Source organism: Paenibacillus sp. SEL3 (assembly GCF_054602585.1).
This window is the reverse complement of sequence record NZ_CM137725.1, coordinates 2,608,935-2,634,959: the sequence shown is the minus strand read 5'-3', so window position 1 is coordinate 2,634,959 and position 26,025 is coordinate 2,608,935. Positions and strand designations below refer to the sequence as shown.

Here is a 26,025-nt window from a genome sequence, read left to right as displayed (position 1 = left end):
TCTATAGACTTTATGTACTTTATATATTCTATGGATAATTCTTAGCGAATATACTCCATTAAAGACCGATTAGATGTGCGGAAATAACCCTTGTACATTTAAGGTTGAGGAGGTAAAAGTTGTAGGATGACGGAGGAACAGGATCAAGAGTATAATTATGACTGTGGAAAGCGGAATACATAATTCAAAAAAAAAAAATTTTTTTTTGAAACGGACGCAACTTTTTGAACCCATGCTACGTCTAATTGGGTGAGTATGAAACAAAGGGGTACAAAAGCGTAAAGACAAAATTCGCTAAAAAAAATCTTTACTGCATTGTTATCACATTGTATAATACTGGAGTACGTCATAAATGGACGCTTTCTTTCAACTAGATTCCAAGCTTCTGTGATATTGTCACAGATATCATTTTATAAGGGTTCTCATAAAGCTCGGAAAGGAGGTGTAACGACTGATGAGTGACAAGATCCGACAAAAAGACAAAAATAATATTTCTGGTTATATTCAAGGAGGAGAAAAAAAGGTTATGACAAAGTTTAATAAAAAAATGATCAACGTGCTGGCAACAGCAACATTGGTTGCTGGTGTAGCAGCTCCAATCGCAGCATTGACTGCACCAACTGCAATCCATGCATCTTCTAGTTATTTTTCTCTAAATAATCCATCAATTAATTCTGGTTCAACTAAGGAGCCTATTTCTCTTGGTAGAGCAAGAGTTTCTATTAGTCAAGCTTCCTTAGCACAAGGTGCTTCTTTTACAGTAACATTGCCTAAAGGTTTCAACTTTGCTACAGATCCAAAAGTTACTACATCCGCTAATGATGCAACTTATGGTTTGGGTGTTTATCTTGATGCTGGAGATAACAAATCTAAAGCAGAAAGTCCATTCCCAGCTGAACCGATTAAAGTCGAAAAGTTGACTGGTAATTCTGTAAGAGTATCTTTCGATAACAATTATAACGACTCTAAAGATAGTTCCGAGGTTTACCTGAATTTTGGTAAAATCAATGTGACTGGACCAAGTAATGGACCGGTAAAAGCAACAATTGATGCTGCTTCTGCAAGTGGTTTGACTAGCGGTGAAGTTACAATTGCCAACGTAGTGTCCTCTGGTCAAGTATCTTTGAGCGCTGCTGATACTGTTTCCAGCGAAGAAAACTTTACTGCAACTTTGAAAGTTAAAGAAGAAACAGCTGGTTCTTTGGGTAACAACAACATTAAGTTGAAATTGCCTAGCGGTTTCAAATGGGACTCCGCTCTTAAATCACCAGCCACTATTTTGTATACTTCCAAGACAGACAAAGCAATTAAGCCAGAAGACGTGAATTACTCCACTGATGGCGATACACTTACTTTGTCTTTGAAAAAAGTAAGTGACGACCAAACTTCTTTCCAATTGCCTGTAGGATTCTATGTTGATGATGAAAACAGTGCTAAAGAAGGCGATGTTACTGTTAGTATCTCTGGTAATGCAACAACTGATGTTAGCTCCCTCGTAGTAGGTAGCTACGGTCAAATCGGTGGTGGCGTTTCTGTTGCTACTCCATCAACAATCCTTGCTGGTCATGACGAGCAAAAAATTGGTGATGTTACAATTAAAGAAACTGTTGCTGGCTCTTTCGTAAAAGGACGTACTGTAACTTTGCGTTTGCCTGAAGGTGCTCGTTGGCAGTCGACTTTTGAAAGCAATAACCCAGGAAGTAACTTCTCTGGTTCTATGGAAAACACTAACGGTTTGGGTGGAGCAGAAGTTTCCTACACTGACTCTGACAAACGTACTTTGAAATTGACTTTCAATAGCGCTAACAGCACAACTGACGCTGGTACTTTGAAACTGAAGAACGTTGAAGTTGCAACGCAACCAGGTTTCTCCGGCGATCTGAACGTTGATGTTGCTGGTAGCCAAGGTCTGAGCGGTACTGTTAAGGTTGCTACTGTGAAACAAGCAGTTACTCTGGCTGCTGCTTCCAAACCAACCCTTACAATCGGTCTGGGCGATCAACAAGTTGGCGATATCACAATCACTGAAGCTGCTAAAGAAGCTTTCGTTAAGAAAGACGGTAGCCGTGAAGTAATCTTGGAATTGCCAACAGGTGTACGTTTTGCTGCTACTCCAGAAGTAAAAGTTACAGCTGGTGACGTTAAAGTGAAGAGCGTATCTACTGATACTTACGGCGAAAGCAACAAAGGCCGTCTGAGCTTCTACATCGACAGCGAATCTGCTACTCCAAGTACAATCACAATCTCGGCTCCTAAGCTGACTGTTGACCGTACTGTAGCTCAAGGCGACATCGTTGCTAAGCTGAAAGGTAGCGCAGTATCTTACACTGCATACAAAGGCGCAACTGACAACACTCAAAACTGGAAAGATAACAACACTGCAGCTGCTGAAGTAGCAATCGCAACTGTTGGAACTCCAGCTCCAGGTGCTACTAAAACTAAAGCTGTCTTCACATTGGGAAGTACTTCCTACACTGTGAACGGCGAAACTAAAACAGCAGAAGTAGCTGCTTATGCTGAAAACGGACGCACTTACTTGCCAGTACGTTATGCAGCTGAAGCTCTGGGTGTATCCCCACAAAACATCCTGTTTGACAAAGCAACTTCCACAGTTACCCTGATCAAAGGTAGCACTGTTGCTCAAATCAAACTGAACACAAACCTGTTGACTGTTAACGGTTCTGTGATTCGTATGGACGTTAAAGCTGTAACTAACAAAAACCGTACTGTACTGCCAATCGCTTGGGTGAGCAGAGCGCTGGATGCATCCATCACTTATGATGCAACTGCAAAAACAGTTACTGTTGAAAACAAAAACTAATTTAAGAGCAACTCTTTTGAGTTAACTGAATTAGATGAGAAGAGGGTTCCTTTTGGAGCCCTTTTCTTTTATTAGTCTTATTGACAAAGGAGAGAAATTATGAAACGTTTTGGAGTGGCAGTACTGTCCACATTAGTTCTTTCTTCTGCGTTCGCCAATCTTGCAGGAGCTCAACCAGGTGATATAAAGGTTATTATTAACGGTGTGACTCAGCAATATACACAGTCTCCGATAGTCAGTCAAAATACAACCTTGGTGCCTCTTCGTGGTGTTTTTGAAAGCTTGGGAGCGCAAGTGGAGTGGGACAGCAAGGCTAAAAAAGTAACAGCATCTAAAAATGACGATACATTAACTTTAAATATTGGCTCCAAACTTGCTTATAAAAACAGTAAGCCGGTACAGCTCGATGCAGCAACTCAAATTCAAAAGGGTCAAGTGCTCGTTCCTTTACGTTTTGTGAGCCAATCATTAGGCGCCAAAGTAAATTGGGATCAGACTACACGAACAGTGACCATTTCGAATCAAGGTAGTGGTAGTGCTACTGACACCAATAGCTTGTCTAGTAAGCCACTTGCAGCTCCTGTGACCAAAGTTACTTATGATACTTACTATAATGACTCCTTGACCTATGACGATGCAGTCAAACTGGCTATTGCTGATAGTACTTCAGTGAAAACAGGAGAAGTGAGTATTGATCAGGCAGGGAAAATTTTGAAAGAGACAGGCAAAAATATTGACTTTGTTCCAGCAGAAGCAGGTAATGAGGGTCAAGATAAAGCTTACAAAGGTTATGCCCAAACGAACCTTAATTATGAGGCTACCAAGAAGAATCTGGAAATGACCAAAGAAAGTATTGAATATAATGTAAAAGATCTTTACAATAAGCTCCTTCAAAAGCAAAATGCCGTTAAGCTGGCTGCTTTGAATATCGAAGATGCTGAGCGCAAGCTTAAAGTTGCACAAATCAAGAGAGATAATCAAATGTCGAGTGATTATGAGGTTACCCAAGCGACTAATCAGTTGACTCAAAATCAAGCAGCTTTGGATAAAGCTAAAAAAGATTTGGATAGTGCATATGTATCTTTGAACCAGTTGATTGGCTACAAACCAGAGCAACGTTATGAACTGAAGGATAAGCCTGTCTATTCTGAATTTAAAGATAATGTAGAGACAAAAGTAAGCCAAGTACTTACTAGCAGTACTGCTATTTGGTTGAGTGAGCAAAAAGTGGATTTGGCTGAATTGAGCTTGAAGCTTTACAACTTCAATACTCCAGGAAATACCCCTTATGAAGCTGAACAACTTAATGTTGAAAAAGCTCAATATGCTACAGAAGGCACAAAGAGACAACTCGAAGAAGCTGTAAGAACAATTTATAACAATATCAAAGCATTGGAAAGTCAATATTCACAGATTCAAGCTGGCTTAGTGAGTGCTAGAAGTGCGGCTGATATGGCTAAGAAGCAATTTGATGTTGGGTTGGCTACAGAGCTTCAGGTTTATGAAGCTAATTTGAAAGTAACTACTGCTGAGCAACAGGCGGAAGATATAGTTTCAAGTATTGATACTTTGAAGGTGGCTTTCAATAAGCCTTGGGCTATGCAAGGTTCCACTGGAGCAAGCGCGCAATAATTAAAACTTAACTATACTTGCTATAACCTGCTGTAGGAGGACTTCATGAAATCACGCTATAAAGTATCGTTGGCTGCAGCTTTACTTGGGGGAGGAATTGTAGCAGGCTCCTTAATGAACAATTCAGTTAACGGAGCCTCCAGTTCTGGACAACCTGGTACAGCTGATGATCCAGTCGTAACCAAAAGCTATGTTGACCAAAAAATTGCCCAGGCAATCAAAGGTGGAGTGCCCGCAAGTAACACGAGTAGTAAAACGACTAGTTCGCCTACTCCAGCGACAAACGCTACCTCTAACACAACGGCGTCAGGAACTTCTAGTGCAGGAAAAACTTCCACACCAGAGCAGACAGAGGTTTTAAAGGTTGTTGATGTAAAGCCTGGTCAAAAACTGATTGCCAAAGCAGGCTCGGAATTTATTTTACGTAATGGTTATGCTGTTGTGTATAGTATGGATGCCAGTGGGGCTATTGATATTACTTCTGGAACGGAAATTGTTCATAATCAGGCTGTCGAAAAAAATCATTTATTATCGTTTCCTAGAGAAGGAAGAGGTATTCAAGTAAAAGAAGGTCAGAAGTTTGGTCTGGTCGTTATGGTACGAGGCGGTTATTCTGTTCAGTAAACTGTTTTGTATTTAAGCTGCTTTCGGCGGCTCTTTTTCTTAAATACTGTTTGGGATAGCAAATTGTTCTTGGCTAAGTTGAACCTAATCGCTGCACACTAACCCCATGAAAGACAATACATTTAGTGGAGGGTGTATACGAGATGGCGTCAAGAGGTCAAAGACGATTAATTCCCGAGAGTCGTGCCAGGTTAGATGATTTGAAGTATGAAATCGCTGCTGAGTTTGGGCTACCTGTTTATAATCCCCAATATACACATATACAACCTAAGGCTGACAGTGAATTTGCTGCAGAATTGGGGGAGTTTGCGGGGGGCGGGAATGTAGCATGGCGTGATTTAACTTCAAGACAGAACGGTTCGGTTGGTGGTGAAATTACTAAGCGACTGATAAAATCTGCTGAACGTAGCTTATCTGAATATGGTACATTGTAAGTTGCAATAATTTCTACAGTTTTTGAACATATAGTAGCGTAAAATCTGGGGTAATTTACATGTAAATCAAAAATGGTTTGCATGTAGACTTACCCTAATTTCGAATGTTGTCATTGGGTGACACGAATTGACACCTTGTTTTAAATAGGATATCATGGCATTTGAGGCTTGTACGCAACCTTTTCCTACCGGAGAAGGTTCATTTTTTATTAATCAGGTGTAACAAGATACCTCCCGCCATTTGATGGCTTGAAGGTATCTGAATAATGCCATTACCATGTCAGGATTTTTTTATTAAATCCTCATGTATTTTAATTGTGGGAGGTTGAAATTCATGTCTGTAAAAGGCCGTCATTTGTTCACGTCCGAGTCTGTAACAGAAGGCCATCCGGATAAAATCTGTGATCAGATATCCGATGCTGTATTGGATGCCTTTCTGGCTAATGACCCTAATGCACGGGTAGCATGTGAAGTATCGGTAGCCACTGGTCTCGTTCTCGTCATTGGTGAAATCAGTTCCAAATCGGAGTACGTGGATATTCCATCCATTGTACGTAATACGATTAAGGAAATTGGCTATACACGTGCGAAATACGGTTTCGACTATAATACTTGCGCTGTATTGACTTCTTTGAATGAACAGTCGCCGGACATCGCTCAAGGGGTTAATGCTGCCTTGGAAAGCCGTGATCCTGCTGAAGTAGATAAAGAAACGGAAAACATTGGGGCTGGAGATCAAGGATTGATGTTTGGTTTTGCTACGAACGAGACGCCGGAGTTGATGCCTTTACCTATCGCTATGTCTCACCGTATTGCACGGCGCTTGTCTGAAGTGCGTAAGGATGGAACACTGAATTACCTTCGTCCTGACGGTAAAACCCAAGTAACGGTAGAGTATGAAAATGGTAAACCTGTTCGTATTGATGCTATTGTAGTTTCTACGCAGCATGCGGAGGATACTACTTTGGAGCAAATTCAAGCAGACATCAAAGAAAAGGTTATTTTGCCAGTTGTTCCTGCCGAATTATTGGATGAGCAAACCAAGTATTACATTAATCCGACAGGACGCTTTGTTATCGGTGGTCCTCAAGGAGATGCAGGTCTGACAGGTCGTAAAATTATTGTGGATACGTATGGTGGTTATGCACGTCACGGCGGGGGAGCATTCTCCGGTAAAGATCCGACCAAAGTGGACCGTTCCGCTGCTTACGCTGCTCGTTATGTAGCGAAAAACCTCGTAGCAGCTGGATTGGTAGACAAAGTGGAAATTCAGCTTGCTTATGCCATCGGTGTAGCTACGCCTGTTTCGATTAACGTCGATACATACGGTACGGGTAAAGTGAGTGATGAGAAGCTGGTTGAATTGATCCGAAATAACTTTGATCTGCGCCCAACAGGTATTATTCGCATGTTGGATCTGCGTCGTCCAATTTATAAGCAAACTGCTGCCTACGGTCACTTTGGACGTACAGATTTGGATGTACCATGGGAGAGCGTAGATAAAGCTGAAATTCTAAAAGAACAAGCGGGGCTGTAATTCCTCGTATGTTATCAAAATAAAAGCAATAACCCAAAAAGACTGTTTCATGCTTTGCATGAACAGTCTTTTTTTTTGATGTGTTTCGCTGTTAAGTACGAATTTGTTCTGATGTACCGAATGCTGAGTGACTACTCGGATATCGGAGCATGGTCCAATAAATTTTTAAGTAAACGACAAACCTTTTGCAGTTCCTTGTACTGCTCCAAATACGCAAAAAGGGCTTTCAGGAGACCTTTCTGAGGGTTCGATTTCAGAGCCTCTTCCTTTAAATGAGCGTAGATTTGCTGACACTCCTGTTTCTCCTCTGAACTCCAAGAAGACAGCAGTATACTGTCTTCCAAAGAGTGGAGAAGGCTGTTAATTTGACGGCCTTGATCAAAAGGATTACTTAGAGCACTTTCGGGTAACCAGCCTTGCTTGCTCCAGAACAAATGTGGAGCTGAATCAGCATTGTTCAGGCTGGTTGCCAAGGAACTGGATAAGAAGATAATAAACTGTGTCAGATGTTCAATCGTTTCATCATTCATGCGATCGGCAAAGAAGCGAATATATTCAAACACAATGCTTTTAAGTACAAAGGTCACGTCCCATGCATGATCTTCAATGCTCGGTCCAAAAATATCAATCAGGCAGTCGCGAACCCATCTGTACAATTTGTATTCATGATTCTCGAATGCGTAATTAAGTTGTTCATTCTGGAAAATAAGCATGGAAGGCTCAGGAAGATCCATCATGAGATACACTTTGTTTTCAACGAGATTTTTCAAGTAAAGTACAATAAAACCGTGTAGTTTATCGTGCTTAGAAAGATCAGGTTTACTGTAGAGAGCCCGGATGTCTTGTTCAATGTTATTTTCTAGAATGATACACATCTCTAGAGGGAGTTCTTCTTTTCCTTGAAAATATTTATAGAAGGATGCCTTCGCCATCCCACTTTCTTTGGCGATTTCTTCAACAGATGTTGAATAATAGCCTTTTCTGGAGAACAGCCGAATGGCGGCCTGTAAAATATCATTTTTTTTGCTTTCCATACATACTTCCCCCTAGGGACCGACTAACTCGACAGCATGCGAACTCACTTCATACATCATAAAGATTGATCAGGTGTGATAACTGTGTGCTGCTGTCTTTTGAGTTGACGGCGCATCTTGTATTTGGCCATGATCATATACAAGGACGGCACGACAAACAAGGTTAACAAGGTCGAGAATAACAAACCGAAAATGACGGTAAACGCCAGTGGCTTAAAGAGCAGGCTTCCCAATAGTGCCAACGGAATCATACCTACAATGGCTGCCAAGGATGTCAATAAAATCGGTCTGAAGCGAGCGGCGGCCGCCTGTATTACGGCTTCCTTCAATTCCATTCCTTCATGTCGTGCATCCTCGATAAATTCAATTAACACAATCCCATTCCGCACAACAATGCCCGCGAGTGCAATGATTCCCATGATGCTCATAAAACCGATAGGCATATCGGTTAAGAAAATACCAATAATCCCGCCGGCTGCTGCCAGGTACACGGTCGTCATAATAATAATAGGAATGGAGAGAGAATAAAATTGCATAGTAATCAAGAGTAAAATGAGCAAGACTACAACGATAGCCAGCTGTCCTAAGTCCTTGAATATGGTCGATTGGTCAGAGGTTTCCCCACCAACCTCCCATTTGTAGCCTTCTGGGAACTTCATTTGCGCCAGCTTACTTTCAACATCAACCATCGCTTCGCTTGCAGTTCGTCCGTTCAAATCGGCTTCCACCGTAATCGTCCGCTCCATATTGTAATGCTTGATTTGCTGAATAGCAAATGACGGCTTAATCTGGACAAGCTGGTTTAATGGAATTTGCTTACCAGCTGCATTAACTACACTTAATTGTTGGAAAAGCTTACTTGGCTCCTCGTCGCTGTGATTCAAATACATTTTAATATCCACCAGACTGTTTCCAGTATCAAATTGGCTGACTTGGGCTCCTTCTTTTAATAGAAGCAGGGTGCGAGTCAAATCTGTGTAACTTACCAGGTATTGATCCATCGCTTGTTTGTTGACCTCAAGCTCCAGTGCATATCGTTCAATTCCTATATCATCCACGATGCCTGTTGTGCCCTCTACTGTCGCGATCTGCTCCTTTGCCTTTTGGGCAAGAGTTTGCAGTTCATTCAGATCCTGACCTGAGATACGAATAGAAACGGGCTTACCCACTGGAATCCCGAGACGAGGAACATACATCGTAACTGTAACTCCAGGATAGGATTTCTTAACATGTTGTTCCCAAGCATCAACTGTCGTATTGAGATCGAATACGTTTTCTTTGCCGACGACAGCAATCTGCCCCACCGTTTCGTTATAACTAATATTTCCACCCGAACTATTAATGTCACTAAACAGTTGTGGGGCAGTCCCTCCAGCGCTGTAGACGACCTTGGAAGTTTCAGGTTGCTTTTTCACCCAGCCTGCAAGGTCTTTAACGACCTGGTCGGTTTCCGCAATTGAAGTGCCTACAGGCATTTTTACATTTAGTGCAACATGAGGATCTTCCGACTCAGGAAAAAGTTCAACTGAGGTAAAGGGAACTAATCCATAGGCGGCTGTTCCAAGCATGAGTCCGACCATGGCTGTCAACAAGGGACGCTGAATGACCTTAGGCATCAGTTTTTGTGAATAGAGCTTGTTTAAAGAATGAATCTGCTGGCCGAGCAAGCCTGCTGGTTTAGATTTACCCTGAGGGTGACGAGCCTGTCTGCGCTTCTCATACCATTCTCGAAAAATAGGGATGATGGTGAGCGACATGATCATAGAGGCAAGCATGGTCAGGGAGACAATAGCAGGAATAGGTTTAATAAAGGCACCTACATTTCCAGGAAGAAACAACAATGGCGCGAAAGCTGAGATGGTAGCCAGAGTTGCAACCAAAATAGAAAGCATGACCTCTTTGGTACCTTTTACAGCTGCGACTGAGGGTGATTCTCCTAATTCCGTAAGTCTACGCTCAATATTATCATTTACAACTACGGCATCATCCACGAGTATGCCGAGTACGATGATCAGACCGACAACGGAAATCTGATTTAGAGTGATGCCGAACATAGGCAAAAAGATAATGGCAATCGAAACCGAAATAGGAATGGCCAGTGCAACAAATGCAGAGGTGAGCAAATTCAGCCCCAACATACAAACGAGAATAACGGCCACAATCGCAAGAATCGTTTCACGCTTTAAGTCGTCAAAGATATGGCTTACCTGATCCTTTTGTGCAAAAAGAGTTTGAAAGTGAACACCTGCGGGGAGTGTTTTTTCCAGTTCTTTGAGCTTGGTATTGACCTTTTCGCTCATAGAAGGGATGTCTGTGCCTGTTTCTGCTCCAATACTTAACGTAATGGCCGGTTTACCCTCTACATAGGCAAAGTATTCTGTATTAGGATGGGCCAGTTCCGTTGTGCCGATATCTCTTAAATAAACAGGATTACCCTCTTTGGTGCGTGTCAAAAGGACCTGATTCAATTCATCAGCTTTTTCGGTCTCGCGAACAATAAGTTGATAGGTACGTCCGTTGTATTCAATATTACCAGTAGGGACCCGATCAATTTGAGCCTGAACCGCTTGAGCCACTTGTCCCCACGAAAGCTGGTATTGCTGAAGTTTCTGATTGTCAATATGGACACGTACTTCTTGATCAGGGAGACCATTGAATTTGACGCTAGATACGCCAGAAATGGTATTGAGCTGATCTTTCCAAGTCGTTGTTAAATCATTTAGTTTATACAGCGGTGCGGAAGAGTCAGCCGTCAGGGCATAGGAGCCGATAAAAGAGCTGGTTAGTTTGTCATTTACAACAGGCACTTCAGCGCCTTGAGGAAGATCCGCTTGTGCATCTTGCACTTTTTTACGCATATCATCCCAAACCGTTTGAGGATCAACTCCGTTTTTGGATTCAATTAAAATAGAGGAGAATCCGTTACCAGAAGTCGAATTAATCGTTTTAACACCTTCAACTTCCTTAATGCGTTTCTCCAGCTCTTTAGTTACGGTTTGTTCTACTTTTTGTGGTGAAGCACCAGGGTAGACTGTTGTTACCATAGCATTCTGTATGGTGACATCCGGCATTTCCTGCTGTGGTAACTGGAAAAAACCGAAGATTCCGACCAAAATCAGCATGACAAAAAACAGCAATGTAATTTTTCGTTTTTTTACGATGTACTCAATCATGGGCGTCCGCCTTCCTCCGACTGAATCGCATTTCCATCAAACAGGTTTTCTGCCCCTTTAACGATAATACGTTCGCCTTCACGAAGTCCCGATACGATTTGCAACTGATTATCTACAACCTGATTACCAAGCTCCACAGGGGTTTTAACAGCTTTTCCTTGAATGTCTTTGAAAATAAAAGGCTTGCTTCCCGTGTTAATGACTGCTTCGGCAGGAACGAGAATCCCATTCTTGTCGGTCACCTGTTGAGCAGCTTTAATGACCTGACCGGGTAACCAGTCTCGCTGTGGATTGTTTATAACAATCTCTACGTTAACCCTTCCTGTGTCGGTGCTGGTTGAAGGATAGACGTTAGACACCGTACCTTGACGGGTCTCTTCATAGAGCGCTACTTCTACTTGTTGACCCTTTTTCCAATCCTTAATTTCACTGTCTGGTACAGGAAGTAGTACTTTGAGGCGGTCGATGGAGCCTATGCGATAGACGGCTTGCCCTGACGCGACCAAATCACCTGTATTCACGATTTTGTCTAAGATTACACCGTTCACAGGAGAGATTAGACGTGTGCGTGAAAGTGCAAGTTCTGCCTGCCCCTTGGCAACAAGGGCTTTTTCGTAGTTGGCATGGGCTTGTTTTTGGGAAGCCACAGCCTGTTCACTGGCCGCTAGGGCTTTGCTTTTACCTGCAAGCGCATCTTGAAAGGAAGCTTGGGCGGATTGATGATCTTCGGCTGTGGCCCCTTCCAGCAAAAGGGACAGGGATTCCTTGGCTTGTTCCAGGTCTTTCAGGGCTGCGGTAGCATTCAGGCGAGCATTTTCATTATCTGATGCGGTAGCAGCGCCTGCCTCAAACAGCTTCTGTGTACGCTCGCTATCCGTTTTGGCCTTGTTATAAGCGCTTTGTGCCTTATCTACAGTAGCTTGCGCTTGTTGTTTCTCTTGAGCACGTGCGCCTTTATTGACCTTGTTAACATTCGCGCGAGCTCCTGTAATGCCGGCATCGGCGGATTGAATTGCGGAGGTAGCAGCCTGTAAATTAGCCTGTGCGTTATCAATACCAGCCTGTGCCTCCAAAATGGAGGCTGTCGCCTGTGCAACCTGCAGTCTATAGTCAGCGTCATCTAGACGGGCAATGGTTGTACCTTTCTGTACAGCCGTCCCGGTAGTGATTTCTGCGCTAGCGACGATACCTCCGTTCTGAAAAGCCAGTGTACGTTCTTCATAGGCTTGAAGAGTGCCTGACAAGTTATAGGCAGTATGAAGTGGCGTTGATTTGACGATTGCGGTCCGCACAACGGTTGGCTGTACAGATGAACCTAGAGCGGCATCTTTTTTTTCTGTAGAACATCCGGTCATTGCGATGCACAGGGATAAAGTAGATATGATGATGGCCCGTTGTTTATTCATGATTATCAATCCTTCCGATAGGGTCATAATTAGAGAAGTGAACTAATAAGTATTATTTGAACTAACGAGTTCAAATGTATTATAGTGCGCCGATATTGCATTCGTCAATTCATCGTTTTAGATTTTATGAATTAGTTGACGGGACTTTCGTAACTTTTGCCTATATAATAAGTCTATTAACATAAGAGGATTTTTTTGTTTATTGATAGAGTACATGCGCGGAACAAAACCGTTTAAATACATTGAAGATGGGAGCTATTATCCAAATGTTTTTAAGTAATAAGAAACAGAGTGAAGTGAAAGTTAATGGCAGAGGAATCGCTAAAAGATGGGCCGTGTTAACACTGGCAGGGGTATTATGGGTCGGTCCGGTTGCTGGAACGGGGGCTCTAATTCCCTTAAATGGTTGGATGTCTGCTCCAATCGCAAGTGCAACCTCTGGTTCGACTGTAAAATTGGGCGAAGAGATCATTACTTCGGGTGCAACATTATTGAAATATCGTTTTAAAGGGTCCAAAGGAACAGCACTGGCTGATATCATTCGAGTAGACTTGCAAAATCCGTACGTTAAGCTGGATGTCATGACGGGGAAGAATGGACAGTTTACGACCCGGCAGAGCACAGGCGGCATGGCAAAAGAGACTGGAGCGGTTGCTGGTGTAAACGGGGATTATTTTAATACCTCAAGCGAGGGAGCTCCGATCGGTGGACAAGTATCCAAGGGTGTGTTGATGTCTACTCCATCTGATTTAACGGGCATGTATGCCTTTGCTGTAACCAGAGATGGTTCTCCGATGGTGGAGCAGTTTACTTTTGAAGGAACAGTAAAAGCTGGAGACGGGTCGTCTTTCTCTTTGGCGGGGATGAACAAGGCTTCGTATTCGCCTGAGACGAGCGGGGGCAGTTATAGTCACTCTAATGCTATGTATATTTATACATCTGCTTGGAAAGCAATTGAGCGGCCCAAAAACAGTTCGACAACGCCTACCGAGGTATTGGTACAAAATGGTGTGGTTACGCAAGTCTCCGACAATGCTACATTGAATATGACCGTTCCGCAGGATGGCTATATTTTACGTACTCACGGTAAAGCGGCTGATTATGCCAAAGCGCATCTGACCGTGGGACAGACGGTAGAAACAAGCTATCGCCTTCGTGTTAAATCGACAGGGAGTGAAGTAGATCCTTCCAACCTTCAGATGATGATTGGTGGACATACCATATTAGTAAATGACGGTCAGAAAACCTCTTTTTCCCGGAGCACAACAAGCATAGGCGGGACGCGTGCGCGTACAGCTTTGGGATATTCCCGTGACAAGCGTTACGCTTATGTCATTGCCGTTGAGAAGAATGGGAACAGCGTTGGTGTATCCCTGAGCGAGCTGCAAACGCTGATGAAAGATATTGGCGTTTGGAAGGGTATGAACCTCGATGGGGGCGGTTCTACGACCATGGTGACTCGTGATTTGGGGGATACGACAGCGGGACTTACGTTCAATACGGAATATGGTACAGAGCAACGTAGTATCGTAAATGGAGTGGGGGTATATACCAATGCTCCTAAAGGAACGCTCAAAGGTTTCACCATCAAGGGCAATAAAACGCTGCTGATTGGTCAGACCGGAAGCTATTCCTTCAAAGGCTATGACAACTACTACAATCCCTTCGATACCTCAAAAGTACAAGTGACGTGGAAGTCCAGCAACCCGGCTGTTGTGTCAGTGAGCGGCGGCGTTGTGAAGGGGGCCCAACCGGGAACGGCTACTTTAACGGCATCCAGTGGCTCAGCCAGCGCTACAACTAAGGTCACCGTGCTTGGAGCAGATGAAATTTCATCACTCACCGCAGGAAGTGGAACTGGCTCGCTTACCGCTGGAGCTAAAATCGCTGTACCGGTAACGGCAAAGACAAAAGATGGACAGAGTGTCAGCATTACGTCAGATGCGCTCAAATGGGAGTTCATTGGCTTTAAGGGAAGCGTTAAGGACAATCAACTTACAGTAAATACGGTGGATGCAGGCGTGAAAACGGGCTATGCCATCGGTCGCTATGATGGTTTCAGCGCTGTCGTCTTCTTGTCTGCTGGCGGAGCAAGTACAAACAATTGGGAGAACTTCGAAAATGTTTCGTATCCGGTTGATTTTACTTCGAATGTGGAAGGTGTTACCGGCACAGTGGCTGTTGTACAAGGAGATGGTGACCATGCCAATTCCAAAGTGCTGGAACTGAACTACGATATGACAAATGGCAGTGGTAAAATGTATGCTTACGCCCAATTGAACGGCACGTCCGGGAAAACGCTTGAACAGGCGGCTACTTCCATCTCAATTGATGTCAGAGGGGATAAGAGTCTGAACTGGCTGCGTGCGGAGCTAGAGGATGCCCAAGGCAAAACAGCATATATTGATCTCGCTAAAGTGATCGACTGGAACGGTTGGAAAACCATTAATGCAGATATGAGCGGTTTGAATATTTCGTATCCAGCGAAGCTGAAACGTCTTTATGTGGTCAATGTGGCGGAAGGTCAGGACGAGCGTGCTAAAACAGGCAATGTTGCTTTTGATAATATTTCTTTTAATACACCGGGAACGGTCGGCACAGAAGGACTTAAAAAGGGAACAGCTCAAATGACGATCGGACAAAAATCAATGACAGTAAACGGAACACCTACAACAATTGATGCAGCTCCGATGACTCGCGATGGTTCAACGTATGTTCCGATTAAGTATGTGCTGGACGCATTTGGCGGACAAGCCAAATGGAATGCGGGCGATCAACGGATCACCGTTATGCGCGGTGGTGTGCTGATGGATTTGACCGTAGGGAAAAAAGAAGTTGTTCTGAACGGGAAGCGTCAAAGTACTGATGTTGCACCCGTTGTGCTAGGGGGTAGGACTTTAGTCCCGTTGAGACTCGTGTCTGAGCAGTTAGGAATGACTGTAAAATGGGAACAAGAAACGAAGACCATCACCCTTCAATCATGATATGGTATGATATATACTTGAAATGCTAGGATTGGAGTAGAACATTTGTGGACTTTCAAGCCGATATCATAGACCGAGTCATTAAAAATGCCATCCAGGTGATGGAGAACAGCAAATATCAGATGTTCGAAATATTGGACACGGCCCGGACCGAGCTGGTCACGTTAAATCAGGAGCTCCAGAGCGTCTTGAAGGAAACAGCAGAAACGATCGAAAAGGTGGACCAGCTGGAAATGAACTATCGGCGGTCCCGCATTCGGTTGACTGAGGTCAGCCGTGACTTCGTTCGCTATTCGGAAGAGGATATCAAGCAGGCTTATGAGAAGGCAACACAGCTTCAACTCGATGTGATGATTTTCCGCGAGAAGGAAATGTATCTCAAAGCCAGAAGAGATGATCTTCAAAAGCGGGCCAAAAGTGTTGAGGCTTCTGTCGAGCGCGCCGAAACCATCGGTTCGCAGATGGGAGTCGTGCTGGAATATTTGTCGGGCGAATTGGGACAAGTGACGCGGATCATCGAATCGGCTAAAAACCGGCAGTTTATTGGTCTGAAAATTATTTTGGCTCAGGAAGAGGAGCGTAAACGCATATCCCGTGAAATTCACGATGGACCTGCGCAGCTCCTTGCGCATCTAGTGCTTAGGACGGAAATTGTGGAAAGAATGATCGCCAAGCAGGAATTTAAGATGGTTCAGGACGAAATAGTAGACTTGAAGAAACAGGTTCGCTCCAGTCTTGAGGAAATGCGAAAGGTCATTTTCAATTTGCGTCCTATGGCCCTGGATGACCTGGGACTTATTCCGACGCTCCGGAAATATGTGCAGGATTTTGAAGAAAAAACGAAGATTAGATCGCTTTTTGAAACAAGGGGCAAGGAACACCGTCTCTCTTCCGCGATGGAAGCAGCCATTTACCGTCTGATCCAGGAAGCTTTGACCAACGCTGCCAAGCATGCTTATCCTACCTATGTGCTTGTTGAGATTACCTATCAGGCGCAGCTTGTAAAAATCGTGGTGCAGGATAATGGTTTGGGCTTCAAGCCAGAGCTTTTTCAGCAAAAAAGCAAAGATCATGGGCATTTTGGTCTGATTGGTATGCGGGAAAGGGTTGAACTGCTCGAGGGGAGAATGGAGATCGAATCAGCTGAGAATCAAGGCACCAAGATAGTGATTCATATCCCAACCAACGTGGAAAAGGGAAAGGAGTAACAACATGGAAAATCAGGAAATTAGCAATGCACCCATTAAAGTTCTCTTAGCGGACGATCATCAGTTGTTCCGTGAAGGGCTTAAACGTATTTTGAATATGGAGGACGACATTGAGGTCATCGGAGAATGTGGTGATGGTATTCAAGTGTTGGAATTCTGTAACGTAGAGAAACCGGATATTGTTCTGATGGACATTAATATGCCAATCGAAAATGGTGTAGAGGCAACTGAAAAACTGCGTGAGATGTTCCCGGATGTCAAAGTTATCATTTTATCCATTCATGATGATGAAAGCTATGTATTTGAGACGTTGCGCAAGGGAGCCAATGGTTATCTGTTAAAGGATATGGAGGCCGAGTCCCTCATTAATGCTATTCGTTCGGTTCATGAAGGCTATGCGTTTATCCATCCGAAGGTAACAGGTAAGCTCATTCAGCAACTCCGCCGGATGACCTACTTGAATGAAACAGGGGCTATGGCTGAAGGTCATACGAAGGAAGCCGGCGTGAAGTTTGTCGCAGGTGAAAATAATCCATTGACCCGTCGTGAAGCTGAAGTATTGCGTCTGATGGCTGAAGGTAAGAGCAACAAGATGATCGGTGAATATTTATTCATTAGTGAGAAAACGGTCAAAAACCATGTCAGCAGTATTTTGCAAAAAATGGAGGTTGATGACCGTACACAAGCAGTTATTAACTCAATCAAATATGGATGGGTTACGCTGTAAAGTGTAGTTTTTCCATGCATTAGACGATGCAGCTGCTAATAGATATGAATGCTGTACCGTCTTTCACTCCGGGCGATATGTCCGCTCATACAGAAACCCAGTACATAACCGTGACACCTCTTCCTGTTATACGGCATATATTGTCGCTATAGGAGGAGGTGGAACCCTCGTGACGGCTCACTTGGTTTGGATATTGCTTATATACGGCGTGGGGGCCGCTGTCGTGCATCTTATGTATATACGACAGGCGGTTCAGGCTTATCACAATGGCGAAGATTCATGCGCGATATCTCCAGGTCATCGCGCGATTCGCTATATTGTGATTACGTCCAATGACGGAGATCGTGTGGAATGGGTGATGCGTTCGTTGAACATACTTGCCTGGCTGCACCGGAGGCCGCTACATGTGACGGTACTGGATGATGAATCTATGGACGATACGCTACCGATTCTGACACGGCTAGTGCGCTATAGTCATATGGATGTTTCAGTCATTTCAAGTCGTTTTTCACCGGGGAACCCGGTTTTACCGAAGTCAGGCGGTGAAAAGCAGGTTGTTATTGATCTTAGAACAGTCAAGTCGTTGGCGGACGCTCCGCTTGTTCCTTAGCAACAGGGGATTGTGGACATCGTGGTCAAAATCGGATATAAATGTTTATAAACAGTTGCATAGGCAAGACAACAGGGATATCGTTGAGATCTACTTGATGTGAAGCACACTTCAGGCTATTAGCCACAGAAGTGTGCTTTTTTGCTGTTCTCTGGGGTGATAAGAACCCAAAAAGTAATGAATGGGGGGAGAAGGGGAAGGTGAAAATTGCAGTATATGCAGTGAGATATAAGGGGAATTGGAATCTCCGATTATCTGTGGATATTCGAGTAGATATGACATGGTGGATGAATCCAGATGAGGGGCAGGGGAATGTTGTCGAAAGGTGGGTGTTATTAGGAGATGAGCTCCCCTTGTCCTGGGGAACAAAGCTGTGTGAAACATTTAAGGAATTAGTAGGTATGGAGCGATGGGGGAAACGGCAGTGGTGGGCTTATATTATCGCACAGCTAAAAAGTGAACTGGCTCTTGAACCTTTTGACGGAGAACGAATTTTATCTGGAAGAGTAGAGAATATATGCATTTGGGATCATGTACAAGGTTGGACTTCTCGCACAGAAAGTGGGGATGAGAGACGAGAAACAAAGGGAGTTTTACGTTCTATTCAAAAAAGGGACCTCGTCACGGGAATGGATGGATTGGAGAGGGAGTGTTTAACACGACAAGCGAATGAACTGGCTAATTTGTTGTCAGGACGCCAGTTACTCGTTCCAGAAGTCGAAGCGCTACTGGCAGAGGCAGCGCCAGGTTTGGAGCGTACTTGGCGATCCGCTGCACAACTTGCATATCTGCAAGGCCGACTCAGCTTTGCTACTGGCCTCGATCCAGCACCTCGCACGCGCTGGTCTGCCGCGCGTACGCATGAACTCCGCTGCAACCGTTGTGGCAGCGGGATAGTGCACCGCACGAGCTGCGCATCGTGCGGCCGTAAGGCGTGCGCCTACTGCGAGACATGTCTCGCACTTGGACGCAGCCGTGAATGCTCGCTGCTGCTGCGCGGTGCAGCGAAACCCGCGCTGCCGTGCACAGCAGGCATAGCCCTGGCGACGGAACTCGACCGCTGGGGGCTAAGCCCAGCGCAGCGTGCCGCCGCCGAAGCGGCGCTGCGCTTTTTAGCCACACCGCACGGCGGAGTGCGGGGACATTTTCGCCCGGAAGGCCGTGGGCTCCGGGCGTTGTTCCGGCGCGACTTTGTTGCGTGCCGGGGATCAGATGCTGCCACTTCGCAGGGCAGCAACCTTGCCCGTAGCAGACAGTCTTCGCCGAAACCTGGCGAAGGTGCGAGGTACAACGCTGATCGGCAGGTGCCTGGTACTAAGGTAGAGCGTTTTTTGCTCTGGGCCGTAACGGGCGCAGGCAAGACGGAAATGATGTTTCCGCTCTTGCAATATGTGCTAGACCACGGAGGAACGGCACTTGTGGCAACACCACGCCGCGACGTGGTACTGGAGTTAGCCCCTCGTTTGGCCATTGCTTTTCCCGATGTGAGCATGGTGACGCTCTATGGGGGAAGCGCAGAACGCTGGCAAAGGGGACAGTTGACACTGGCAACGACACATCAGCTATTGCGTTATCGTCAAGCTTTTGATTTGGTTGTGATTGATGAGATTGACGCGTTTCCTTATCACAATGATCCTATGCTTGCCTTTGCTGCACGAGCAGTATGTAAGCCGAAGGGAAAGTTTATCTATTTGTCTGCTACACCACCGCAATCCTTGCAGAAAGAGGCTGCACGCGGTCTGCTGCCACACGCCAAGGTTCCCGTTCGTTTTCATCGTCATCCTCTACCTGTCCCATTTCGTTTGGGGACTGCTTCAGTGCAACAATGGCTGCAAAAAGGTCGGCTATCCGCATCCTTTATTCAACGCCTACGCGTATCCATACAACGTGGGGCACAGGTTTTCCTGTTTGTGACACGAATCTCACATATTCAGGGACTTGTGAAGCTGCTGATTAAACAATTGCCTGATGTACCTATTGCGGGCACCTACTCACAGGATGAAGAAAGAACCGCTAAAGTACGCTTATTTCGAGCTACTGAAATACGTGTTCTGGTTACAACGACTATTTTGGAGCGAGGGGTAACTGTTCCACGGAGTGATGTGTACGTATTAGACGCGGACAGTAGTCTTTTTGATGAAGCCTCTCTTGTCCAAATGGCTGGTCGCGCGGGCAGGTCCAAGGATGACCCATGTGGAGTTGTTATTTTTACATCCCCCCAATGGACACGAGGTCAAAAAAGAGCAATTAGACAGATTAAACGTATGAATGAACTGGCTCGGAAAAGAGGATACCTGAAGGAGCCGAAGCACTAAATGCATTAAATAAAAAAAGTTTTTTTGGAAATGTGAAACCTGAAACAATGTCGGTACGTAAACTACCAAGAAAGGTGCATTCTGGTATGGGGATGATTCCAACAACCCGTCTATTTTTGAATTGGTTATTCCATCGCCAGTCCCAAACATGTATGGCTTGCGGCACTCTCACAGGGCGTTTTTCCGAATTCCCCGGGATTTGTACTTCTTGTTCACTTCAAATTCCTTGGGTTTACGATATTCGTTGTGTTTATTGTGGACGTCCGACGTCTTGCCCGGATTGCGTAAGGCTTGACCGATTAGTACGTTACTATGTGTGCAATCGGAGTGCAACCAGCTATACACCAATGATGAGAGAATGGATTGGGCAGTTCAAATATCGCGGGAATGAAAAGTATGGTTCCCTGCTGGGTGAGATCATGAATCGAGCCTATCAGGCGATGAGGTATGAGTTTGCAGGTCTTAAACATTCTCGTTTCAAGCGATCTTTGTGGAGTGTGGATGTAGTGACCTGTGTTCCGGTAAGTGAGAAGAGGCTGACAGAGCGAGGTTTCAATCAGGCTCGGATCTTGGCAGAAGAGATTGCTAAGCGGAATAAGCTCCCCTTCCTATCTTTACTTGCTCGTCCACAAGATACAGGCAAACAAAGCTTTAAATCAAAAAAGGAACGCATGAACACAATGAATAATGCGTTTTCTGTCCATCCCAATATGACAAATTTGCTGAAGTTTTTTATTTTAAAAGCTAAATCTCAATGTGTTACGGAAAATAAGCTTTCCGTTACCGTTTTGCTTGTTGATGATATTTATACAACGGGGAGCACATTGCAGGCGTGTGCACGTGTTTTGAGAGAAAAGGCATTAGAGCAAGGAATACATTTGACTATTTTTTGCCTGACCTTAGCAAGATCATAAGTCTAAATATCTGGTATTCCCCATGAAATTTCGCTTGAAACTATGAAAAAAAGGTTATAATTCTCTTGAAAGAAGGGTTAAATAATAGAGCAAAAAGTCTTTTAAGCCGTACAATCAGCAGGATTTGACAACAAGCTAGAGAGAGGTATATAATAAAAAATATAGAGACAAACAAAAAGTAAGGAAGTGAGAGATGAAAACAGAATATTTCAATTTAGAGGTTGATTTTTTTGGAAAAGAGGAGTACAATTTCTATCTGTTGATAGCTAACATGCTTGGTAATAAGTGATTAGCTAATGACTAAAGAGCGGACATTGGGAGTGTCTCGCTCAGTAGTAAAGCAGTTAATTAAAATTTAAAGCTAAAAAGAGGAGAGAATAAATCATGAAAAACGTAATGAAAAAAGTAGCAGTATCTAGCATGTTGGCAGTTAGTTTAGGTGCAGTATCTTTGTTGAGTCCACTTGCAACAGGTCAAGTAATGGCGAAATCCCACTCCGATGACGAAAAACAACAATTGGAAGACCAAATCATGAGAGAGCAGCAAGAAGCAGCACAAAAAGCATTTGAAGCTAAGTTTTTCAAAACTGAAACTACTGAAAAAGCAGTAACTACAACACCAGCTCAACCAGCCACTGAGAACAACAATCAAGCAACAACCACAAAACCAGCAACGACTACAACTGAAACACCAGCAACTGTAAATACAATCACAGTAAATGTCCAAGAGGGCGAAACACTGGCTTCTATTGCTGAGAAATACGGTGTAACTGTTGAGGAACTGGTTAAAATCAACAACCTGATTAAAGCAGGCCAAGAACTGCAAGTACCGCAAACAAACACAAATAAATAATTATCATTATAAATGTATAACGACATGTGTTTTTTAAACCAAGCGTTTGACTATAGTATACGGGAAGGCCACTATTAAAACAATGCTTTTTTGAATAATTATTTGTGAAATAGCTTGTTTTTTTGGGTTGCAAATTTCCACTGGTGCATCTGGCTTGATTTCAGATAGGTTATAAGTTGAGATGATGTTAGGTCCATGAGATTTATGAATACCCACACTCCATGTGCGGAGCATTCGTATGGCGCCGTTCCCCCGGATTTACAGGACTTTCTTGTTGTCATTCGGGGCACAGGTGAACATGAATTCTTCTGAGGATTGTTTCGCCCGGTTTTTCCCTCATCTTGATAATTAATTTCTACATTTACTCATATTCATATAGCTATTTTAATTGTATAATGAAGCGCTATTCCCGAAAACAACTGGAATGGCGCTTATTTTATTTTCTATCTAATGTACGGAGAAATTTTTGACGATAAATAGACACAGACACTAGACTGAGTTATTAGCTTTCATGGGCTTTCTTCATTTTTATGTCATTGCATATTGATGCATATAGATGTAGAGAAACTTTTGCTGATGGGTCATTCTCTCTTATACTCTTATTATGATAACTTATAAGATGTGCGATTGTGTAAAATCTGAAAATCTCTTTTTGAAATATTTGCTAGACGAGGCTCTTCATTATAAGGTAATGTAAGGATAAAAGTAATTTAAAGATCGGAAATTGGAAAGGGGCGCTACAGAGGATGAATTTGGATAACTGTCCTCGCTGTGGAAAGCTGTTTATTATGAACGTCAGGGGAATCTGCCAGAACTGTATTAAAGAAATTGAAATCGAATACGAACGCTGTGTCAAACATATACGTGAAAATAAGGGCATTCATATGCATGAGCTTTCGGAGGCTACTGAGGTATCCGTAAAGCAAATCACGACATTTATACGAGAGGGACGTATTTCCATTGCTAATGCACCTAATATGACGTATCCTTGCGAGGTATGTGGGATACCGATTCGTGCAGGACATATGTGCGATTCTTGTCGAACACGTCTGACTAAAGACCTGCATCAGGCTGTGCGCGAAAGTAGTAATCAGGATCAAAGTAATAATATGGGCTCAGGTACCTACAGCGCGATTGATAAACTTCGTGGAAAGTAGTACAGGGGAATTAAAAACACATTCAGCTATTCAAAAAGTTTCAAATACCGCCGATAATCTTTATAGAGCTTATCGGTTTTTTTATTTTTAGCAACCATGCACAAAATAAAGAAGTGAGGCATAATACGAACCATGTTCGACGCTATGTCGTCTGATACATTCTGACCATATCAAATAACTAAGGAAGGTGGAAGTTATGAAAATTAACGAGACCAACCGCATCGGAGCTATTAATCCATACCAACGAAATATTGAAACAGGGCGTCAAGAGGAGCTTAAGAAGTCTCGCCGCAAGGACGAGGTTTCGATTTCTCCGGAAGCGATGGAAATGCTGAACCGCAGCAGTGATGCAGATCGCGTTAAGAAAATTCAGGAGCTTAAGCAACAAGTAGCTTCGGGAACCTATCGTGTAGATGCCGATAAAATTGCAGATAAGCTGTTACCTTACTTCAAGCAGTCTTCCGAAAGCTAGGTGAAGGAATATGCCTTTAGAGCGTTTGATTGATGTGCTGGAGCAGCTAGATCAAAAGCATCTTATCTTATTAGAATTAGCTAAAAGTAAGAAAAAAATTGTTATGGAAAATGATATGGATAGCCTGGTTCAGCATTTGAATCAGGAATCCAGACTCCTTAAACAGGTGGAACAGCTAGAGGAAGCTCGTATGGAGTTTTCGTTTGAGCTTCTTCGTGAACGTGGTATTAAGTCTCAGCTTAACTTGACTATAACCGAGCTGGCACGCCTTGTTTTTGATCCTGAAGATAAGAACAAACTCCTCAGTGTCCAGAGCCGCTTATCCCACACTCTCTCAGAATTAAAGGAAATTAATGCAATCAATCAAAAGCTCATCGAGCAATCGTTGGTGTTTATTGATTACTCGTTAGATCTACTTGTAGGTCGTCCTAATCAGGAGATGACTTATATGCATCCAGATCAGAAAAGTAATCAACCTGCACGACCTGGATTGTTCGACACTAAGGCTTGATCCGAGGAGGAAAATAGAGTGCCATCCACATTTCATTCCATAGAAACAGCTAAAAGAAGCCTTTTTACACAAACGGCAGCTTTAAATACAACAGGACACAATATAGCTAATGCCAACACAGAAGGCTATACACGGCAAACGGTTAAGATGAGAGCTTCTATACCTATGGAGGCATATGGTATTAACCGTTCTAATGTGCCTGGTCAGTTGGGAACAGGTGTTGAATTTGATGCTATTGAACGCATTCGTGAGAAGTTCTTGGACAGTCAGTACCGCGGAGAAAATACTGAGCTGGGTAGTTGGACAATTAGAAGTAACACACTTGATAAGCTACAACAGATTATGAATGAGCCGTCTGATACAGGGATTCGCAAGGTTTTGGATAACTTTTATAAATCTTGGTCTGATTTAAGTAAAGACCCAGAAAGTGTAACCGCACGAACTATTGTTAAAGAAAATGCGCTTGCGTTGACTGATGCAATGAATCATATGAGTAAACAGTTAAGCAATCTATCTGCGGATTTAACCTCAAATGTGGAGGCTAAGTCTAGCGAGCTACAAAGTTATGTGAACTCCATAGCGGACCTGAATCAATCAATTACTAAAATTGAAGGCTTGGGAGATAACGCTAATGATCTACGTGACCAGCGTGATTTGATCGTCGATAAAATTTCGAAGATCGTTAATGTAACGGTAACTGATACTGATCAAGGCTACAACGTTAATATGGGTGGTCAAGCATTAGTAACTGGGTTTGCACCGACTACTGGTATTAACGGCGCTTTTTTACAAGCTGCTTTTGCTTCCAATGATTTGCAAGGAGGCGAAATACATGGAATGATCATTTCCAGAGATCAATTTGTAGCAGATTATACTGCACAAATGGATAACCTTGCTAATACATTGGCCAACGGTGATATTTCTGTAACGCTACCTAAAGGCTCAGTATTGCCAGAAGGCACTGTACTGAACGGAGTGACTTATACAGGGACCAATCGCACACTTCAATCGGATTTAACAGTTACGGTTAAAGGTCTTAATGGTTTGCATCAATTGGGTTATACCCAAGAGGATAAAGATGCTAACGGTAATATGGTTGCAGGTAAACCTTTTTTTGTAGCTTCAAATAATGGCGGGGCGATAACGGCAGGCAACATCACGTTAAATACTGCTATAGTAGATAATCCTAACGCCATTGCAGCATCCCTTCGTGTAACAGGCACTGCTCCTACTGAGGAATTGGTTAAAGGCAATAATACATTGGCGTCCCTCATGTCCAATTTGAAATTAAACAATTTCACTTCTGTTTCTACAGGGAACAAGGCTACTATTGATAGCTTTTTCAGTTCTATGGTTGGTCAGTTGGGTATAGAGGCTCAAGAGGCGACAAGACAGACACAAAACTCGACAGCCCTCGTATCTCAGGTTGAAACTATGCGCCAGTCTGTGAGTGGTGTTTCACTGGATGAAGAAATGTCCAATATGATCAAGTTTCAGCATGCCTACAGCGCCGCTGCTCGGTTTATGACCACATTCGATCAATTATTGGATAAATTAATTAACTCCACAGGTGTAGTGGGAAGATAAGGATGATTAAATATCTTGTGTTTTTAT

General features: G+C 43.6%; 19 protein-coding genes. 16 read left to right on the top strand and 3 right to left on the bottom strand.

Translation table 11 applies throughout. From position 1 onward, the window contains the following. Window positions 1–454: 454 nt before the first annotated feature. The 5 genes from ACYCS5_RS12185 to metK all read left to right on the top strand — a co-directional run bounded on the left by ACYCS5_RS12185 (window position 455) and on the right by metK (window position 7,048). Window positions 455–2,821, top strand: a complete 2,367-nt coding sequence (locus ACYCS5_RS12185; RefSeq protein ID WP_341040181.1) for a copper amine oxidase N-terminal domain-containing protein — start codon at window positions 455–457, stop codon at window positions 2,819–2,821. A gap of 99 nt (window positions 2,822–2,920) precedes the next feature. Then, window positions 2,921–4,453, top strand: a complete 1,533-nt coding sequence (locus ACYCS5_RS12180) for a stalk domain-containing protein (RefSeq protein WP_341040180.1) — start codon at window positions 2,921–2,923, stop codon at window positions 4,451–4,453. Between the two features lie 45 nt (window positions 4,454–4,498). After that, window positions 4,499–5,077 carry a hypothetical protein gene (locus ACYCS5_RS12175; RefSeq protein WP_165146201.1) on the top strand — a complete coding sequence of 193 codons (579 nt, stop codon included), beginning with the start codon at window positions 4,499–4,501 and terminating at the stop codon, window positions 5,075–5,077. 143 nt (window positions 5,078–5,220) lie between these two features. After that, entirely contained in the window at window positions 5,221–5,511 is a 291-nt protein-coding gene (locus ACYCS5_RS12170) for an alpha/beta-type small acid-soluble spore protein (RefSeq protein WP_341040178.1), read from the top strand. A 334-nt stretch (window positions 5,512–5,845) separates the two neighbouring features. Next, window positions 5,846–7,048 carry a methionine adenosyltransferase gene (gene metK / locus ACYCS5_RS12165; RefSeq protein ID WP_459761119.1) on the top strand — a complete coding sequence of 401 codons (1,203 nt, stop codon included), beginning with the start codon at window positions 5,846–5,848 and terminating at the stop codon, window positions 7,046–7,048. A 131-nt stretch (window positions 7,049–7,179) separates the two neighbouring features. On the opposite strand, the gene ACYCS5_RS12160 is transcribed toward metK, so the two are convergent. The 3 genes from ACYCS5_RS12160 to ACYCS5_RS12150 are packed head-to-tail and all read right to left on the bottom strand — an operon-like array spanning window position 7,180 to window position 12,661. Continuing rightward, entirely contained in the window at window positions 7,180–8,082 is a 903-nt protein-coding gene (locus ACYCS5_RS12160; protein WP_029514598.1) for a TetR/AcrR family transcriptional regulator, read from the bottom strand. A gap of 56 nt (window positions 8,083–8,138) precedes the next feature. Then, complete coding sequence (locus ACYCS5_RS12155) at window positions 8,139–11,255, bottom strand: efflux RND transporter permease subunit (protein WP_165146204.1); 3,117 nt, start codon at window positions 11,253–11,255, stop codon at window positions 8,139–8,141. Further along, the gene (locus ACYCS5_RS12150) at window positions 11,252–12,661 is read right to left on the bottom strand and encodes an efflux RND transporter periplasmic adaptor subunit (protein ID WP_165146207.1); all 1,410 of its coding nucleotides are present in this window, start codon (window positions 12,659–12,661) and stop codon (window positions 11,252–11,254) included. The genes ACYCS5_RS12155 and ACYCS5_RS12150 overlap by 4 nt, the downstream gene beginning before the upstream one ends. A gap of 266 nt (window positions 12,662–12,927) precedes the next feature. On the opposite strand from ACYCS5_RS12150, the gene ACYCS5_RS12145 reads away from it, so the two are divergent. The 11 genes from ACYCS5_RS12145 (at window position 12,928) to flgK (ending at window position 25,998) form a co-directional block, all read left to right on the top strand. Then, window positions 12,928–15,645, top strand: coding sequence for a stalk domain-containing protein (locus ACYCS5_RS12145; RefSeq protein ID WP_165146210.1), 2,718 nt, complete (start codon window positions 12,928–12,930; stop codon window positions 15,643–15,645). A gap of 47 nt (window positions 15,646–15,692) precedes the next feature. Beyond that, a complete protein-coding gene (locus tag ACYCS5_RS12140; protein WP_013312293.1) occupies window positions 15,693–16,853 on the top strand; it encodes a sensor histidine kinase in 1,161 nt (386 codons plus the stop codon). Between the two features lie 4 nt (window positions 16,854–16,857). Then, entirely contained in the window at window positions 16,858–17,580 is a 723-nt protein-coding gene (locus tag ACYCS5_RS12135; protein ID WP_007432713.1) for a response regulator, read from the top strand. A 169-nt stretch (window positions 17,581–17,749) separates the two neighbouring features. Next, entirely contained in the window at window positions 17,750–18,190 is a 441-nt protein-coding gene (locus ACYCS5_RS12130; RefSeq protein ID WP_029514594.1) for a hypothetical protein, read from the top strand. Between the two features lie 200 nt (window positions 18,191–18,390). Further along, on the top strand, window positions 18,391–20,505 hold the full coding sequence (locus ACYCS5_RS12125) for a DEAD/DEAH box helicase (RefSeq protein ID WP_459761118.1): 2,115 nt from the start codon (window positions 18,391–18,393) through the stop codon (window positions 20,503–20,505). A 347-nt stretch (window positions 20,506–20,852) separates the two neighbouring features. Then, the gene (locus ACYCS5_RS12120; RefSeq protein WP_341040172.1) at window positions 20,853–21,419 is read left to right on the top strand and encodes a ComF family protein; all 567 of its coding nucleotides are present in this window, start codon (window positions 20,853–20,855) and stop codon (window positions 21,417–21,419) included. A gap of 384 nt (window positions 21,420–21,803) precedes the next feature. Then, window positions 21,804–22,271, top strand: a complete 468-nt coding sequence (locus ACYCS5_RS12115; protein WP_459761117.1) for a LysM peptidoglycan-binding domain-containing protein — start codon at window positions 21,804–21,806, stop codon at window positions 22,269–22,271. Window positions 22,272–23,017: 746 nt separating this feature from the next. Then, on the top strand, window positions 23,018–23,428 hold the full coding sequence (locus tag ACYCS5_RS12110) for a TIGR03826 family flagellar region protein (RefSeq protein WP_069009992.1): 411 nt from the start codon (window positions 23,018–23,020) through the stop codon (window positions 23,426–23,428). 196 nt (window positions 23,429–23,624) lie between these two features. Beyond that, window positions 23,625–23,900, top strand: coding sequence for a flagellar biosynthesis anti-sigma factor FlgM (gene flgM, locus ACYCS5_RS12105; protein ID WP_029514589.1), 276 nt, complete (start codon window positions 23,625–23,627; stop codon window positions 23,898–23,900). Between the two features lie 10 nt (window positions 23,901–23,910). Then, window positions 23,911–24,411, top strand: coding sequence for a flagellar protein FlgN (locus ACYCS5_RS12100; protein ID WP_029514588.1), 501 nt, complete (start codon window positions 23,911–23,913; stop codon window positions 24,409–24,411). An 18-nt stretch (window positions 24,412–24,429) separates the two neighbouring features. Next, the gene (flgK, locus tag ACYCS5_RS12095) at window positions 24,430–25,998 is read left to right on the top strand and encodes a flagellar hook-associated protein FlgK (protein WP_029514587.1); all 1,569 of its coding nucleotides are present in this window, start codon (window positions 24,430–24,432) and stop codon (window positions 25,996–25,998) included. The last annotated feature ends 27 nt before the right edge of the window (window positions 25,999–26,025 follow it).

Bases quoted from the DNA above. Each gene is read 5' to 3' on its own strand.
- ACYCS5_RS12155 (WP_165146204.1), bottom strand. From the start codon at position 11,255: ATGATTGAGTACATCGTAAAAAAACGAAAAATTACATTGCTGTTTTTT.
- ACYCS5_RS12150 (WP_165146207.1), bottom strand. From the start codon at position 12,661: ATGAATAAACAACGGGCCATCATCATATCTACTTTATCCCTGTGCATC.
- ACYCS5_RS12100 (WP_029514588.1), top strand. From the start codon at position 23,911: ATGCCTTTAGAGCGTTTGATTGATGTGCTGGAGCAGCTAGATCAAAAG.
- ACYCS5_RS12170 (WP_341040178.1), top strand. From the start codon at position 5,221: ATGGCGTCAAGAGGTCAAAGACGATTAATTCCCGAGAGTCGTGCCAGG.
- ACYCS5_RS12175 (WP_165146201.1), top strand. From the start codon at position 4,499: ATGAAATCACGCTATAAAGTATCGTTGGCTGCAGCTTTACTTGGGGGA.
- ACYCS5_RS12135 (WP_007432713.1), top strand. From the start codon at position 16,858: ATGGAAAATCAGGAAATTAGCAATGCACCCATTAAAGTTCTCTTAGCG.
- ACYCS5_RS12160 (WP_029514598.1), bottom strand. From the start codon at position 8,082: ATGGAAAGCAAAAAAAATGATATTTTACAGGCCGCCATTCGGCTGTTC.
- flgM (WP_029514589.1), top strand. From the start codon at position 23,625: ATGAAAATTAACGAGACCAACCGCATCGGAGCTATTAATCCATACCAA.
- ACYCS5_RS12145 (WP_165146210.1), top strand. From the start codon at position 12,928: ATGTTTTTAAGTAATAAGAAACAGAGTGAAGTGAAAGTTAATGGCAGA.
- ACYCS5_RS12110 (WP_069009992.1), top strand. From the start codon at position 23,018: ATGAATTTGGATAACTGTCCTCGCTGTGGAAAGCTGTTTATTATGAAC.
- ACYCS5_RS12180 (WP_341040180.1), top strand. From the start codon at position 2,921: ATGAAACGTTTTGGAGTGGCAGTACTGTCCACATTAGTTCTTTCTTCT.
- ACYCS5_RS12120 (WP_341040172.1), top strand. From the start codon at position 20,853: ATGATGAGAGAATGGATTGGGCAGTTCAAATATCGCGGGAATGAAAAG.
- ACYCS5_RS12115 (WP_459761117.1), top strand. From the start codon at position 21,804: ATGAAAAACGTAATGAAAAAAGTAGCAGTATCTAGCATGTTGGCAGTT.
- ACYCS5_RS12185 (WP_341040181.1), top strand. From the start codon at position 455: ATGAGTGACAAGATCCGACAAAAAGACAAAAATAATATTTCTGGTTAT.
- metK (WP_459761119.1), top strand. From the start codon at position 5,846: ATGTCTGTAAAAGGCCGTCATTTGTTCACGTCCGAGTCTGTAACAGAA.